14 protein-coding genes are annotated in these 16,588 nt (G+C 31.4%); 9 read left to right on the top strand and 5 right to left on the bottom strand.

What is annotated here, in order from left to right; genetic code table 11:
* Nucleotides 1–30: 30 nt before the first annotated feature.
* The 7 genes from ACM55M_RS01955 to ACM55M_RS01985 all read left to right on the top strand — a co-directional run bounded on the left by ACM55M_RS01955 (nt 31) and on the right by ACM55M_RS01985 (nt 9,049).
* Nucleotides 31–1,518, top strand: coding sequence for a GH3 family acyl-acid amido synthetase (locus ACM55M_RS01955; protein WP_416855790.1), 1,488 nt, complete (start codon nt 31–33; stop codon nt 1,516–1,518).
* 34 nt (nt 1,519–1,552) lie between these two features.
* Nucleotides 1,553–3,232: a DUF6909 family protein gene (locus tag ACM55M_RS01960; RefSeq protein WP_416855792.1), complete on the top strand. Its 1,680-nt coding sequence runs from the start codon at nt 1,553–1,555 to the stop codon at nt 3,230–3,232.
* 9 nt (nt 3,233–3,241) lie between these two features.
* Nucleotides 3,242–4,234 (top strand): hypothetical protein, encoded by a 993-nt coding sequence (locus ACM55M_RS01965; RefSeq protein WP_416855793.1) that lies wholly within the window; start codon nt 3,242–3,244, stop codon nt 4,232–4,234.
* Between the two features lie 173 nt (nt 4,235–4,407).
* Nucleotides 4,408–5,640 (top strand): MATE family efflux transporter, encoded by a 1,233-nt coding sequence (locus ACM55M_RS01970; protein WP_416855794.1) that lies wholly within the window; start codon nt 4,408–4,410, stop codon nt 5,638–5,640.
* Nucleotides 5,641–5,655: 15 nt separating this feature from the next.
* Entirely contained in the window at nt 5,656–6,675 is a 1,020-nt protein-coding gene (locus ACM55M_RS01975) for a glycosyltransferase family 2 protein (RefSeq protein WP_416855795.1), read from the top strand.
* Nucleotides 6,676–6,708: 33 nt separating this feature from the next.
* On the top strand, nt 6,709–7,773 hold the full coding sequence (locus tag ACM55M_RS01980) for a hypothetical protein (protein ID WP_416855796.1): 1,065 nt from the start codon (nt 6,709–6,711) through the stop codon (nt 7,771–7,773).
* Nucleotides 7,745–9,049, top strand: coding sequence for an O-antigen ligase family protein (locus ACM55M_RS01985; protein WP_416855797.1), 1,305 nt, complete (start codon nt 7,745–7,747; stop codon nt 9,047–9,049). The genes ACM55M_RS01980 and ACM55M_RS01985 overlap by 29 nt, the downstream gene beginning before the upstream one ends.
* Here the strand turns inward: ACM55M_RS01985 and ACM55M_RS01990 are convergent.
* A complete protein-coding gene (locus ACM55M_RS01990; RefSeq protein ID WP_416855798.1) occupies nt 9,018–10,094 on the bottom strand; it encodes a glycosyltransferase in 1,077 nt (358 codons plus the stop codon). The genes ACM55M_RS01985 and ACM55M_RS01990 overlap by 32 nt on opposite strands.
* 186 nt (nt 10,095–10,280) lie before the next feature.
* On the opposite strand from ACM55M_RS01990, the gene ACM55M_RS01995 reads away from it, so the two are divergent.
* Together ACM55M_RS01995 and ACM55M_RS02000 are read left to right on the top strand one after the other, a co-directional pair.
* The gene (locus ACM55M_RS01995) at nt 10,281–11,264 is read left to right on the top strand and encodes a UDP-glucuronic acid decarboxylase family protein (RefSeq protein ID WP_416855800.1); all 984 of its coding nucleotides are present in this window, start codon (nt 10,281–10,283) and stop codon (nt 11,262–11,264) included.
* Nucleotides 11,265–11,317: 53 nt separating this feature from the next.
* Complete coding sequence (locus ACM55M_RS02000; protein WP_416855802.1) at nt 11,318–12,685, top strand: undecaprenyl-phosphate glucose phosphotransferase; 1,368 nt, start codon at nt 11,318–11,320, stop codon at nt 12,683–12,685.
* Here the strand turns inward: ACM55M_RS02000 and ACM55M_RS02005 are convergent.
* Genes ACM55M_RS02005 through ACM55M_RS02020 form a run of 4 tightly spaced genes read right to left on the bottom strand, consistent with a single transcriptional unit; the run spans nt 12,682 to nt 16,576 of the window.
* A complete protein-coding gene (locus ACM55M_RS02005) occupies nt 12,682–13,866 on the bottom strand; it encodes a glycosyltransferase family 4 protein (protein WP_416855803.1) in 1,185 nt (394 codons plus the stop codon). The genes ACM55M_RS02000 and ACM55M_RS02005 overlap by 4 nt on opposite strands.
* A complete protein-coding gene (gene wecB, locus ACM55M_RS02010; RefSeq protein WP_416855804.1) occupies nt 13,866–14,954 on the bottom strand; it encodes a non-hydrolyzing UDP-N-acetylglucosamine 2-epimerase in 1,089 nt (362 codons plus the stop codon). Before wecB ends, ACM55M_RS02005 begins: the two co-directional genes overlap by 1 nt.
* Nucleotides 14,951–16,273 carry a phenylacetate--CoA ligase family protein gene (locus ACM55M_RS02015; RefSeq protein ID WP_416855805.1) on the bottom strand — a complete coding sequence of 441 codons (1,323 nt, stop codon included), beginning with the start codon at nt 16,271–16,273 and terminating at the stop codon, nt 14,951–14,953. The genes wecB and ACM55M_RS02015 overlap by 4 nt, the downstream gene beginning before the upstream one ends.
* The gene (locus tag ACM55M_RS02020) at nt 16,274–16,576 is read right to left on the bottom strand and encodes a HigA family addiction module antitoxin (protein ID WP_416834777.1); all 303 of its coding nucleotides are present in this window, start codon (nt 16,574–16,576) and stop codon (nt 16,274–16,276) included.
* Nucleotides 16,577–16,588: the final 12 nt, after the last annotated feature.

Here is a 16,588-nt window from a genome sequence, read left to right on the forward strand (position 1 = left end):
TTTATCTTTAATAAAGAATAAATCCAAAAAATGTCAATAAAATCAGTTGCAGCAAAACTATTTGCACTTAAAATTTATAAAAAAACTCAGGCTTGGGCCAATAATCCTGTGGAAACCCAAAACAAAGTTTTACAATACTTAATCAAAGAAGCTAAGGAAACTCAATTTGGACGTGATCATCATTTTGATATTATAAAATCAAGTGCTGATTTTGCTAATCAGGTTCCGGTTCGGGATTATGAAGCGTTAAAACCATATGTTGATAAGGTGGTAAAAGGCACCGAAAATGTTCTTTGGAAAGGAAAACCATTGTATTTTGCAAAAACATCGGGAACAACATCCGGAGCTAAATATATTCCGTTGACCAAGGAATCCATGTCTTTTCATATTGAAGCGGCTCGAAATGCGATTTTGCATTATATCCATGAAACAGGAAATACAGATTTTATTGACGGAAAAATGATTTTTCTGCAAGGAAGCCCAATTCTGGAAGAAAAGTACGGGATTAAGTTGGGGAGATTATCTGGAATTGTAGCTCACTTTGTTCCAAAATACCTGCAAAAAAACCGCATGCCATCTTGGGAAACGAATTGTATTGAAGATTGGGAAACCAAAGTAAATGCGATTGTCGAAGAAACGTTTAACGAAAACATGACGGTGATTTCAGGAATTCCATCTTGGGTGCAAATGTATTTTGAAAAATTGCAGCAAAAAGGAGGGAAGCCAGTAGGTGAAATCTTTAAAAACTTCAATTTATTTATTTACGGAGGGGTAAATTATGAGCCGTATCGGGCTAAATTCGAAAATTTAATTGGTCGAAAAGTAGATAGCATTGAGTTATTTCCTGCTTCGGAAGGGTTTTTTGCGTATCAGGATTCTCAAAAGGAGAAAGGAATGTTGCTGCTTTTGAATTCTGGAATTTTCTATGAATTTATAAAGTCAGACGAATTTTATACGGAAAAACCAAGACGTTATACCATTGGCGAGGTAGAATTAAACGTGAATTATGTGCTGATTATTTCTACTAATGCAGGACTTTGGGGATATAATATTGGTGATACCGTTCAGTTTACTTCATTAAAACCGTATCGTGTGATCGTTTCGGGAAGAATCAAGCATTATATTTCGGCTTTTGGAGAACATGTCATTGGAAAAGAAGTAGAAAGCGCATTGCAGGAAGCAATAGTTGGAACTAATATTCGAATCAATGAATTTACCGTAGCACCACAAATCACTCCAACAGAAGGATTGCCTTATCACGAATGGTTCATTGAATTTGAGAACGAACCAGAAGACCCTGTTACTTTTGCGGAAGCGATAGACAATGCCATGAGAAAGCAAAACGTATATTATGATGATTTGATTGTGGGACATGTATTGCGAAAAGTTGTGATTACGAAAGTGGCCAAAAACGGTTTTCAGGAGTATATGAAATCGATAGGCAAGCTGGGCGGACAAAATAAAATCCCCAGACTTTCTAATGACAGAGCCATTGTAGATTTATTAAACAAAAAATAAAAGGGTTACATTTGAGTTTTAGAAAATAGAATAAATGAAAGATAGTAAACATATATCACGCTCAAGAGCACAAGAATCATCAGCAGCCATTGAAAAAATGTACATCACGATGCGTCATTTGTTCAATAGAGGATTTTATAAACCAATGGGAGTTTCAGGAGATACTTTGAGGGAAGCTTTATTGGCTTTGCGACCAGAAATTTACGGTAATATTGGTGAAGAAAAAGTGGAATTAAACGGTCTTTTATACGTTATTGAGCGTTTGCCGGTAGGAATTGAAGAATGTAGATTCATCAATTTAACTTCGGATGAAGGGTACTCTAAATCGCATTTCCAAGCGATTGTTCCACCAAAAAGACGCCGTAATTGTTATCGAATTGATGAGGAACAAATGAATGTGGAGATTACGCGCGGGCGTTCGGATATTTATGATATTTTGACGCATTTAACGTTCATTTTCATCGAATCCCATAAAATAAGAAATAGAGTTTTACTGGATGATGCAGGCGAAGTTTCGCGGGATTGGTTCAAATTGGAACAAGCAGTTTCCCAAAATAAAAAACTGACTCTGGTAGAAAAAGAGAAAGCAATTTCGCATGCTTCAAACATTTTGGGAAGGACATTTGAGGACGTTTTAGAGATTTATGATGCATTTGGGTCCGTAACATCGCCAGATCGTTTTTTGCATGTAATCTTTTGGTTGGGGAAATTAGCGATTGAGGAAGTGGTTGATAATAATAAAAGAACCATAACATTCAGTCCAATTTTGAGGGAACGTTTGGGGCATCATATTCATGGTGAAATTTGGGCAACGAACATTAAGGAAGTTTTAAAAGAGAATCAGCTTTTAGACCGTCCAATTCATGTGATTAGTGCCAATATGCACAGTGTAATGAACTCTATTTTTGCAACACCGGCTTTGAAAACGAAGTTTAAAGACAAAACAGATTTCTTTATTTATGAAGAATTGAGTAAATCAGGCTCTTATGACGTTCGTAATCAGGTGGAAGACATTGCATTGAAATACGGAATGATTTCGTTACCGGATACTTCAGGAACCAACATTGACGTGCAAATTTTTGATACAGCCAAAATAGACTGGACTAAAACCTCATTTCCAAAAGCAACTATTGGTGACAAAAAACCGGTTATAATCGTGATGGATTATGCTTTTGGCGAACAAGCGTATGAAACGATTGATGAATTATTGAAACCTTATAAAAAAGAGACCTTATTGAATGTCGAATCGGTTTCCATCATGGGAAAAGCAGGAATTTTGGAAGGTGGAAAAGGAGACATCATGATTCCGAATGCGCATATTAATGAGGGAACAGCAGACAATTATTTTTTCCATAATGAATTGTCGGCGGAGATGTTTGAAGGAAATGATATTGCAGTCTTTGCCGGACCAATGGTTACGGTATTGGGAACATCATTGCAAAACAGGGATTTATTAAAATTCTTTCATGAATCGACTTGGGGTATTATTGGATTGGAAATGGAAGGTTCTTATTATCAAAAAGCCATTCAATCGGCATCCAAAATCAGAAAAAGCGTTCCTTTGGATATAAAAGTGAGATATGCTTATTACGCTTCGGATAATCCATTGGAAACGGGAAGTACATTAGCTTCTGGCGGACTGGGAACAACGGGTGTAAAACCAACGTATTTGATTACCATTAAGATATTGGAACAAATTTTCAACGTAAAATAAAACAATAGCATGAATAAAAACGGACCCAAGGACCAAGAGGATCAGGAGATTGATTTAACACAAATTTCTAAGAAAATCAGCAGTCTTTTTCAAAGATTTAATACTTTTTTATTCAGATGTATTCAGTTTTTTGTAAAAAATGTTATTGCAGTTTCCATTTTGTTGTTGGTTGGAGTAGGTTTAGGAATTTTTTTAGACCAAACACAAAAAAACTATGATAATCATATTATTGTTGCGCCAAATTTTAAATCAACAGATTATTTATATTCAAAGATTAATTTATTAGCGGCTAAAATTGCAGAAAAAGATACCATTTTTTTTAAATCAATAGGTATTCAAAATTCTAAAGAAATCAATAAAATTACAATTGAACCTATTGTAGATGTATATAAGTTTATCAACAATAATGGGTTAAATTTAGAATTATTGCAATTAATGGCAGAAAATGGAGATTTGAAATCAGTAGTTAAAGAAACCACTACAAGTAAAAACTATACTTTTCATACTATTATTGTTTCGACAAAAGCGATAACAGATCCAAAAAACACGATTCAGCCCATATTAAATTATTTGAATACGAGCCCTTATTTTCGGGAAGTTCAAAAAATTTCTATTAGTAATATTCAACAAAAAATAAAAGCTAAGGAAGGGATTATAGGTCAAATTGATGGAATATTGAATGAGTATTCAAGTGCTAATGACAATCGTCAAAAAAGTGATAAACTCATTTATTACAATGAAAATTTACAATTAAATGACATTATAAAAACCAAGGATTCCCTAACTAAGGATATTGGAACATTAAAAATACAATTATTTAATTCTGATAAAATAATAAAAGATTCCACGGTTATAATGAATATCAAAAACACTAAATCCATAAATGGTAAACTTAAGTTTGTATTGCCGGCGGCTTTAATTCTTGGGTTTATTTTTATAAATTTTTTCATTTCTTTTTATAGAAAACAATCTTTAAAAGCACAACAAAACAGTACAATTTAGGTGTGGAATAGTTGCAATTACCACTGATTTTAGCAAGATAGCAAATCAATCGTTATTTTATTTAACGAAAATTGAACAGATTATTAGAAATTAATATGTTGAAAATATTCACGAACTATCTTCAAAAAATTAAAAATAACCCATTTATTCTACAAAGTTTAAACACATTAATTTTGAGAGTTTTGGGAGTGCTAATTTTGTTTGGATTTACTTTATTTCTAACAAAGAATTTTAGCCCAAAGATTGTCGGGCAATATGATTTTGTCCGATCTTTTCTATTGGTAATAGGCAGTATATGTTTATTGGGTTGTGACCAATCCATTTTATATTTTAGAGGAAGATTAAAAGGCGTAAATGGTTTATATTCCTTAAAAGAAATTTATATAAAAATGGTTGGAATATTATTTTCAATGGCGATAATTTTATTTTTAATCGTTTTATGTACTAATAAAGATTTTATAAATACTTTTTTTTCTGATCAAGGAGTTCATTTAATTCTTTTAAAATCATCGGGAATCTTATTTTTTTCGGCTTTAACTACTTTAAATACGGAAGTTTTTCGAGCATTGGATCGTTTGTATGTTGCGGAACTATTTAGAAATGTCATAAAATATATTCCTTTAATTCTGGGCGCAATTTTATTGTTTTACATCAAAAAAGAAATTTATTTAGTTGATGTTTTTCTTATTGGTTTTGTGATTCTAGCCGTGATTACCACAATTTTGGTTTTTAATTATTTTAGCAAAGTAAAAACCAATACTATAAACGAGCCTATTACGTATAAAGAAATAATTGTTAAATCCTCTCCCATTGCAATAAGCGGAATGGCTTTGTTTTTATTGATGAGTTTTGATATTATGTTTTTAAAAAAATACAGAGACGATCCAACCGTTGCTTTTTATGCTTTGGCAATGAAACTAATGACAATTTTATCAATGGTAATCGTTACGGTTAATATCACTGTTTCTACAAAAATTGCCGAATACTTTTCGACTAAAAACAATTTCGAATTAAATAAAATATTGAGAAATAGTTCTCGCTTAATTTTTATTTTGACACTACCGACCGCTTTATTGATATGTATTTTCTCAGAATTTATTTTGCAGTTTTTTGGCAAAGAGTATATTGTTGCGAAGAATGCATTACTTATTTTAATGATTGGCCAAGGAATTTGTTCCGCTTTTGGATCGGCTCCTATTTATTTGAATATGACTGGAAGACAAAATGTTTTCCAAATTATACTTGTAATGGCAGTTATTATTAATTTTATTTTAAACAGATTTTTAATCCCGGTATATGGAATGGGAGGAGCTGCATTTGCCTTTGTTGCAAGTTCATTTTTTTGGAACTTTATTTCCACGGTGGTTATTTATAAAAAAGACAAAGTAAAAGTATACTTGAATTAATTTAAAAAAACAACGGTGAATAATCCAAATAGAAATGTTTTTTTTAGTATCATAGTTCCCGTTTACAATGTAGAGGATTATCTGGAGCAATGTATAGACAGTATTTTATGTCAAACCTATACTAATTTTGAAATTATTATGGTGAATGACGGATCTACAGATTCTTCTTTAAAAATCTGTTCTTTATATGAAAAGAAAGACCCCAGAAATATAATTATTAACAAAGAAAATGGGGGTTTATCTGACGCCAGAAATGTGGGCTTATTAAGAGCAGAAGGGGATTATATTATTTTTACTGACAGTGATGATTATTGGGAAGGGAATATTGTATTAGAAGAATTAAACAACTTAATAAAAGAATCTTATCCAGATTTAATACTTCATGAGGAAAGTCGTTTTTTTTCAAAAAATAATGTAAAATGTAAGTATAACCAACAATATATTAATAATAAAAAAGGAGACTTTAAGAAAGAAGCAGAGCAATTAGTTTATTATGATTTATTTGCCGCTTGTGCATGGGACAAAATAGTAAGGAGAGCGATATTAATCGAAAATGAACTGTTCTTTCCATTGGGAAGAAAATCGGAAGATATGGAATGGTGCAGTAGATTAATTAACCATATAAACACCTTTGCTATCTATCCAAAATCGTTTTATATATACAGACAGGGTAGACTTGGGTCAATTACTCTTCAGGTTAGTGAGAACCATGTTATGGATGTATATGAAATGGTGAAACATGGCTTAAATAACATTAAATATAATGAAAGCAGCTTAGATAAAGCCTTAAAAAACTATTGGGCGTCGATTTATGTAATACTGTTAAAAGACTTCTATATCTTGTCTTCAAGTAACAGAAAAGCCATTTGGAACGATTTAGTTTCCTGGAAACATCTACTTAAAGAAGGACGAAATATTAAATTAGACAAAGTCATGAAGTTTTACAATTTCGTACCTTTTATGATGCTACCGGCTTTTCTATATATTTATAGGATATTTAATGTTTTACAAAAAAGATATAAAACTTTAAACTAGCGAACCATGAAACAATTCCTTTAAATTTTTATCATGCAAATTAAAATTAAGAAGAGTACGGCAACTTTTATGGTGTTATTTATTGCTAATTTATTTGTGGCAGTAATAGCATTTTATATTTTGCCTAAACGCTTTTTTTACGATTCAGCCATTATTGCATTCGACAAAGGTAAAGAAATAGGTTTTTTAGGAAGTTACCCGCTTACAATATTATTTTATAAATTAACCGGATTGCGTTATTTACCCTTTCCTCTAATTGCTTTGATACAATTCCCAATTCTAGCTTATGTATTGTACAAAATTGGAGTTCCCAATAATTTTTATAAACTAAATGTAAAGAACATCCTTGTTTATTTAGGATTCTTTATGATGGCTATTTTCATGTCCATGCCTTCCAAAGAATTTATTACTTATTTATACGTTGCAATTATTGTATTTCTCTATAGGAATGAAAACGTTTCTTACGGTAAATCAATTACTTTATCGATGTTTCTTTTAGTTCTTTTTGGGATTTTTTATCGACCTTACTTTCTTCTAATGCCCATTATTGCTTTTGTAATGTATGTGGTTAGTTTCATTAATTTTAAAAACAAAACGATTGTAACGCTTTTCTACGGACTATTAATTGTGATTTTCTTGTCATTAAGCTACGGGATGTTGGAAGGACATTACTTTTCGGAGAGTAGTAGAGAAATTGTAAATACGACAAGGTTAAATGCTTCAGATGCCAATTCCATGATTGTTTCTCCTGTTAAACCAGATACTTGGTATGGCGAAACAGTAGCCATTGTCTATGGTTTTTTTACGGTTAATATCCCGTTAAACGGAATAAAATATATTTTTTCCCCTCAAATTATTGCTTTTATAATTTGGCAACTTTTTTTATTTTATATACTTCTTGTGCGTTTCTCAAAATGTTTAAAGAATAGAGAAAAGTATAAATATGAGCTTTGGATATTGCTTATTTTGTTTGCTTATTTTATTGTCCAAGGAGTGTTTGAACCCGATTTAGGAACTGCAATTCGTCATAAAATAGGAGTTTTTCCTCTAATTTATTATGCTTTATATTATGAACATTTCAGAAAAGAACATCAATAGAATTTTCAATTTATTTTTATTTTTGATTGCCAGTATGATGATTTTTAGAAAACCATGTACAGGCCTGATTATACTGTTTGCGACGCTTAATTTATTATTTATAAAAAAATTAAAATTCACTAAAAAGGCTATCTCGATAGGATTTATCATTGCTATACCGTTATTAATAGAGATTTTATTTTTTTGGAATAATGATTCTTATTTTATGGGCATAAAATCCATCGAAAAAAGTATTTCCTTGCTTATTTTTCCATTGTTTATTCTAGGTAATTATCAACGGGTACAATTTTATAAATTGCTTCAGTTTTATAGTATTACAACGAGCGGTATCGTGTTATTTTTCTTCATTCGCTTTATTGTTTTTTATCCAAATATGATTGATAAATACTTCTTAGGAATTGATTTGTGGGAAATGGGGTATGCGTTTTCTAATAGCATGGGGATACATGCGCCGGCGCTAAACATGCATTTGTCCTTTGTTGCTATTGTTAATCTTTATTTTATTTTTGATGCTTTTCGCCAAAGAAAAAGTGCTATAATTAAAAGTGCCAATTTCGTCATTTTTTCACTATCATTCTTCTTTGTTCTTTTTGTGAATACTCGAATAGCTTTGTTTAACATGCTAATTGGTTTTGTTTTGGTTTTTTACTATGAAGTGATCCGAAAATATAAATTTAAAAAGGTAGTTGGGATATCAGCTGTCGGATTGGTTTTATTGGGTAGTCTCTTTTTGCTGTTTCTCCAAAAAAACCCGTATATGAAAGAAAAATATTCCTCAGTAACATTTGCTTACATGGATAAAGTAGGCAAGCTCGATGCCATTAAAAATCCAGAAATAAAAGTATTTAATTCATTTGTTACTCGTGTTTCTATTTGGAAATCAGCATGGGAACTTTCGTTAAAAAACCTGCCTTTTGGTGTTGGAGCTTCAGATGGGAAATCAGAATTATTCAAATATTATGAACAAACGAATCAACATTTTCTGGCAAAGTATGAATTCCCAACTCACAATCAGTTTTTGGATTTTTTGTTAAAATACGGATTTTTAGGCCCAATGGTAGTTTTTTTATACGTTTTTACTATTGGATATTTGGGGTTTGACATAAAAAACGCAATTATTATTGCATTCTTTTTTATCTTTTTTACCTCTAATCTCACAGATGATTTTCTATTGCGTTTTGACGGAATTGCATTCAGCGGATTTTGGTTTTCTATCTTCGGAAGTTACTGGTTACAAGAGAAAACTATTGTTTATAAAGAGAAACTAATTCTGTAAAATTTTTAGTATTGTCGAATAAATTTTGACATCTTTCTAATCCTTTTTTTCCAAAATTGTCTCTGATTTTTTCGTCTTTCAGAATTTCGATATATTTTTCTAATTCATCGACATCATCAAAAAGAAACCCTGTTTCGTTATGCACTACCACATCTTTATTTCCGATAATATTCGTGGCCAAAACGGGTTTTTGCATTGCCATTGCTTCTAATACTGCAATTGGTAATCCTTCCCAAAGTGAAGTTTGAATATATATATCAATCGTATTAAGCTCTTTTAACGCATCCTTTCTTTTCAAGAACCATCCTGTAATTCTTATATTTGGAGCAGTTATTTGTTGTTTTAATTCACCATCTCCAATCCAAACAAAATTATGATTGGGATATTTTAAAGCTATTTCATTAAATAACTTAGGGTTTCTGGCAGCAGTAATTCTTCCAACAATACCGATTGTCAAAATTTCATTTTTATTTCCCGAAACATTTTCATTAATCTCTTTAATATCAATACCATTTCTTATGAGGTAGGATTTCCCTATTTTTTTGGCTATTTCGTATTCGGTATCCCCGCATGCAATGGTTAAACCGCCAAATATTATCTGAAAACTGTTCTCGATTAATGTGTATATTTTTTTATTAAAAAATGAAATATCTGTTCGAAGGAAAGAATAGCCATGTGGAGTATAAAATAATTTTATTTTTTTAAACAATAGAAAACAAGCAATTCTTCCCAAAACACCAGCTTTTGAAGAATGAAGATGGATAACATCTGGATTTAATTTTTCAAGCTCTCTGATTAATTTTACAAGAGATTTTAAATCTTGTAAAGGAGAAAAAGACCTAACCATATTTAGTTCTATAAGAGAAACTCCTTTTGAAAAATCTTTTTTTATTCTTTTCGAATTAATTTCTTTCCGATTTCCACTATAAATTATGGTGGTGTTTATATTCTCATTTATTTCATGATTTCCAAAAAAAAAGGATAAATCTTTGAAATACGTGTGAACTCCTCCAGCCATTGCTTCAACAACATGAACAACTTTCAAATTAGATGATTTATATTTATGTAAAAATATATAAAATTGATTAGTAATGGCTTCAATTAGAGTCGCAATATTAGCTTAATTTTATTTTTAATTCTAAATATTAATGTATTTATATCTTGGGAATCCCTTACGTTACTTGACAATTTGTGAAATGTTTTTTTTACCTTGCAACTGTAAAATTGACTTATGAAAAGAATACTTATTACTGGAGCTGCTGGATTTTTAGGATCACATCTTTGTGACCGTTTTATTAAAGAAGGCTATTTTGTCATTGGAATGGATAATCTCATAACAGGAGATTTGAAAAATATTGAACATTTGTTCAAACTTGAAAATTTCGAGTTTTATCATCATGATATTACCAAATTCGTTCATGTTCCGGGTCAATTAGATTACATCTTACATTTTGCTTCGCCCGCAAGTCCAATAGATTATTTGAAAATTCCTATACAAACATTAAAAGTAGGTTCTCTTGGGACGCATAATCTTTTAGGTTTGGCACGAGTAAAAAATGCCAGAATTCTTATAGCATCCACTTCTGAAGTGTATGGAGATCCATTGGTTCACCCACAAACCGAGGAATACTACGGGAATGTAAATACTATAGGACCAAGAGGTGTTTATGATGAAGCCAAACGTTTTCAGGAATCCATAACCATGGCGTATCATACTTTTCATGGTGTAGAAACTAGAATTGTTCGAATTTTCAATACCTATGGTCCAAGAATGAGGCTCAATGATGGTAGAGTTATTCCCGCATTTATAGGTCAGGCGCTTCGTGGTGAAGACTTAACTATTTTTGGAGATGGAATGCAAACGCGCTCTTTTTGTTATGTCGATGATCAGGTTGAGGGTATTTTCAGATTATTGCACTCAGATTATGTTTTACCGGTAAATATTGGCAATCCAGATGAAATCACCATTAAAGATTTTGCAGAAGAAATTATAAAATTAACAGGAACCAATCAGAAAGTGGTTTATTTTCCTTTACCAATAAATGATCCTTTGCAACGACAACCAGATATAACAAAAGCTAAAAAAATATTAGGTTGGGAAGCCAAAGTGGATCGTGCCGAAGGAATGAAAATTACCTATGACTATTTTAAATCATTGTCTAAAGAAGAACTTTCGAAAGAAGAGCATAAAGATTTTTCAGGTTATATTAAATAACGGAAGGAAGTATTTTTGAATTTATCTTTAAGTTAATAGTACATTCACTAATTATGGCGGCATCACAAATAGGAAGATATTCAAAATACATTCGGCCTATTAGTGTTTCAATTGATCTAATAGTTATTTCAGTGCTAAGCTTGTTCATTTTCAAAGAACTAGATTTAGACATTGAATATTATCTTATTTATCAAGCAATTGGATGGATTACTGCTGCCTTTTTCATACGATTTTACGAAATATATCGCTTCACTACACCCATTGAAATTATTTCAAAAATAATCAAGCAAGGAGTTTTATTTCTTTTGATAATCATTGCTTTTTTCCCATTTTCAAATCAGGTTGTTTTTAGTGGAGAAGTGATTGTGATGTTTATATCTTCAGTTATGGTGCTGATTACGGTCTCAAAATTTTCATTATTTTATTATTTAAAAGAATACAGAATAATAACAGGGAGTAACTATAGAAGTGCTGTAATTATTGGTTATACGCCAGAAGCAATTCAATTGAAAGATCTTTTTGAAACAAGAAATGATTATGGATATCGTTTTTTAGGTTATTTTTCGGATAAGAAATCAAATCAGAATATTAAAGGAAAATTAGCGGATTTGAAACCTTTTATAATCGAAAATTGTGTTGATGAAATTTACTGCTCATTAAATGAAATTTCTAATGAGTATTTGAAAGATTTGATTGATTTTGCAGATGAAAACAATAAAACAATAAAATTTATACCAGACACAAAAGAGATTTTCTCTAAGAATTTAAAAATAGATTATTACGATTTTTTCCCTGTGCTTTCATTGAATAAAACAATGTTACATGAGCCAAGTACAAAGGTGTTTAAAAGAATTTTTGATATTGTTTTCTCCATCACAATTATTGTTTTTCTCTTATCTTGGCTTATTCCATTATTAGCGATTTTAATAAAATTAGAATCCAGAGGTCCTGTTTTTTTCAAACAAGGGAGACCTGGAATTGATGAAAACGAGTTTTTTTGTTATAAACTTCGTTCCATGAAAATCAATAAGAAAACCGAAACGGAAGCCTCAAAAAATGACCCTCGGGTTACTAGAATAGGGAAGTTTATGAGAAAGACAAGTATGGACGAAATGCCTCAATTTCTAAATGTTTTACTTGGTGATATGTCAGTTGTAGGTCCGCGGCCCCATCTTTGGGCGCAAAATAAAGTTTATGGGAATAAAGTTAAAAAATATATGGTACGTCATTATGTGAAGCCGGGAATTACCGGATTAGCTCAGGTTAAAGGTTTTCGTGGAGAAATTGAAACGGAAGGCGATATGATTAACAGAATAAAATTTGATGTTTTTTACATCGAAAATTGGTCTCTTATCCTAGATTTAAAAATAATTTTCCAAACTGTAGTTAATATTTTCAAGGGCGAAGAAAAAGCATATTAAAAAATTTCTTTTTCAATTAATTCTTTTATTTGAAAATCAAGATTAAAGATGTTTTTAGCATTTTTAAAAATCTGTTGCTTCATTATCTGAATTTGTTTTTTATCTATTTTTGAAATTTCGATTATAGTAGTATTTAGGTCCTGGAAATTTGTTACTTCTGCGACCCATCCTAAATTATTGTTAGATACAATAGTTTCACCTTCACCACCTCCAAAATAAAGAATAGGTATTCCTAAAGCACTATATTCGAATATTTTAGATGGGACTGAGCCGTAAATTCTCGTTTTCAATGGAACCAAAGCAATGTCAAAGGTTGTTAATTTCGAAATCAATTCATTGCGTTCCAACATGCCATGAAAAACAATGTTTTTTTTAGGATTATCCTTTATATAGCTTACAATTTGAAGTTTTTCAGCGCCATCACCAAAAATATGAAATTCTAACTTTAGACTTTCCAGATCCATTTTTTCGCAAACTTCCAAAACACCTTGCGCCACACCGAGTAATCCTGCGTAAAACAATTTAATAGGTTGATTATCAATTAAATTTAATTCGAAACTTTCAATTTTATGGTCTGGAAAATTACGATACAAATAGCATTTTTTTTCTCGATTTAAAGAGTGAATATGAGCAATAATTTCATTGGACTGGCCTAAAATCAGAGTTGAATTTTTATAAATAAATCGTTCTAAAAATAATGAAACTTTATGTGAAAATGAATCTGCAGAAAGTGCGTTCAATTTAATAGCCGCCAAAGGCCATAAATCGGAAACATTCAAAATGATTTTTTTCCGCTTTAGCGAAAGCACTAAAACGCTAATGAAAGATAATAATAATGGTGGAGATTGAACGATTACTTTTTGAGGTATTTTTTTGAACACTAAATAAAAAAATAATCCAATAGAAAAAGACATTATTGAAACAATACGGACAAAGATATTTTTGCTATTACTTGGATAAATCCAAAGCCGCTTTATGGTTATATTTTGCATCATTTCTTTAGCAAAAAACTTTCCTTTGTATTCAGGGAATAATACTCCTTTAGGATAATTAGCCAACGGACAAATTACGGTTACTTTATAATTATTTTGATCTAGTTTCAAAGCCAACTGCTCAATTCTATTGGCTGCAGCACCCTTTTCTGGTGGATAATAATTAGAAATAATTACAATTTCTTCCATTAGTTTTGGTGTAGTAAAATGTCAATAATCCGTTCGGAAGTTTTGCCATCCCAAAGTTCAGGAATACCACTTTCTCGCTTTCCATTTTTAAGAAAAGAGCTGTAAATTTTCCTCAATTTTTCGATACCGATTCCTACCAAAGTGTTGGTGCCAATTAATTGTGTTTCGGGTCTTTCGGTATTTTCACGCATTGTAAAACAGGAAATTCCTAAAACGGTAGTTTCTTCAGAAATTCCTCCGGAATCGGTAATTACTGCAAAACTATTTTTGATAAGGTACATAAATGCTAAATATCCTTGTGGTTCAACACAAAGGATATTTTTAAAATTTAATTTTTTTTCGCCTAAAATTGCTTTTGTTCTCGGATGAACTGGAAAGATTACTTTTTTATCAGTAGCTAAGGCATCAATATCCAGTAATAATTGTTGCAACGATTGTTCTTCATCTACATTTGATGGGCGATGTAGGGTGAGAATGATATAATTTTCGAATTCTAATTTGTATTCATCCCAAAAAACAGGTTTTTTAATTCTATTTAAATTTTGATATAAAGTATCAATCATTACGTTTCCTACGAAATGGATTTTTTCTTTGGAAATCCCATATTTCAAAAGATTTTCATTTGCCCAAAGTGATGTGGTGAAGAAATAATCCGAAATACTATCCGTAACAATGCGGTTGATTTCCTCCGGCATTGTGATGTCACCAGAGCGTATACCGGCTTCAACATGCGCCACTTTGATATTCATTTTTTTTGCCACAATTGCGCAAGCCATTGTTGAATTGACATCACCAACAACCAAAACTAAATCACATGAATTTTGTAATAATTCCTGCTCAAAAGCTACCATAATCGCCGCTGTTTGCACAGATTGAGAACCGCTTTTTACTTCGAGATTGCTATTAGGTTGCGGAATATTAAGTTCTTCAAAAAACGTATCACTAAGGCTTTTGTCATAATGCTGGCCTGTATGCACTAGACGATAGGAAATGAGAGCACCTTCATTTTGTTTTTTCTCTATCGCTTTGATAATCGGGGCGATTTTAATAAAATTTGGTCTAGCGCCTGCAACTATGGTGATTTTCATTCTTTGATTTCTTTAATTAGAGAAATAAACTGTTTTAATTTTCCGTTTTCATTTCGCTCCAGTTTTTCTTTTCTACTGAATGAGAACTTCAAACCACTTTCTAGATAGATAGTAATTGCTTTTTCGATTTTTTGAATTTGTGTTGCCGTTAATTCATTTTCACTTACATATTCAATTTCAAAAGTATCAATTTTTGTTTGCTTAATTATGAATTCTTTTACATTACCATCGTCTTCAATGATACTTTTTGTTACGTAGTAAAACGTTAATCCAGGTGATTTTTTTCCGCTTGGCAAAAGAGCAATATCATTTGTCCTTCCAATTAATTTCTTGAGAATAGGTTTTTTCAATGTACTTTTTTCGTCGAGAATCCCAATGTCGCCAATATCATAGCGAATAAACGGATGCGCTTTATTGAATAAGGAGGTAATCACAATTCGACCTGAAGTACCGTTTGGAACCGCTTGATTATTTTCGTCCAAAATCTCGACAAATAATGTTTCCGAATTTACTTGCCACTCTCCATTTGGATTCTGAAAAGCAATTAAATCCAATTCAGAAGCACCATATTCATTGACAATTGGAATCCCAAATTGTTGTTCCAAAAGTATTTTATCTTCTTCAAAAAGCATTTCGGAAGTTACCATGCACACTTTTAAAGTGGGGCAAATGTCTTTTAATAGGATATTTTTCTTTTGTAAAAATTTGGCAAACAAAACAATTGAACTCGTGTACCCGTTTATATAATCGAATTTTTTTTTCTGAAATTTTTTCAGAATTTTTTCTAAAACGCCATCTGATAAATCAAAAATAGGAAACCGAAAACGATGGCTCAAAAAGTCTTTAAAGCGTTCTTTTTTGTTCCCAATAAAATCCATTGGAATCCCATAAAAACGTGCTTGATAGGAACTGTTGAAATCAATTCCATACCAACCAAAACGATAGATATTAGAAGCCCAAGTCAACGCGTGACTGTATTTGTCTTTGGCAAAAATAAATGGATCACCACTGGAACCAGACGTTTTATTAATGTAACTATTTTTTGAAGAATACCCATTCGAAAGCCTTTTAAGCAATGGTTTTTGTAAGTTTCTTTTATTTAAAACGGGTAAGTTGTCCCAGTTGGTAGCATTTGAACCAACCAACTCCTGATAAAATGGATTATTCTGTAAATGAAAATTAACGATTTCTACTTTTTTATTTTCAAGGAAAGCTTCATGTTCTTTTTCGGATAAAGCTACAATTTTTCGCAATTCGGCTTTGGCTTCCTTCATCGGGAAACCATTTAGTTGCAGTGATAAGTCGAAAAGTGAAAGCATTTAGGCTACTTTTTGAGTGTCAAAACGTTTTATGGATTGTAATTCTTTTGCTTTATGTTCTTGTTCTTCCTCAATGTCAAAATCATCCTGAAGACCAAGCCAAAATTTAGCGGAATTACCAAAATATTGACTCAAACGCAAAGCCGTATCAGCCGTAATTCTTCGGTTTCCTTTCGTAATTTCAGAAATTCTGGTTTGCGGAATTTTCAAATCCTTAGATAATCGGTATGCCGTTATTTCCAAAGGAATAAGAAATTCTTCTAATAAAATTTCACCCGGATGTATGTTTTTTAACTTTTCCATTTCATAACTATT

The sequence above is a fragment of the Flavobacterium galactosi genome (assembly GCF_048158585.1).
GTDB lineage: Bacteria > Bacteroidota > Bacteroidia > Flavobacteriales > Flavobacteriaceae > Flavobacterium > Flavobacterium galactosi.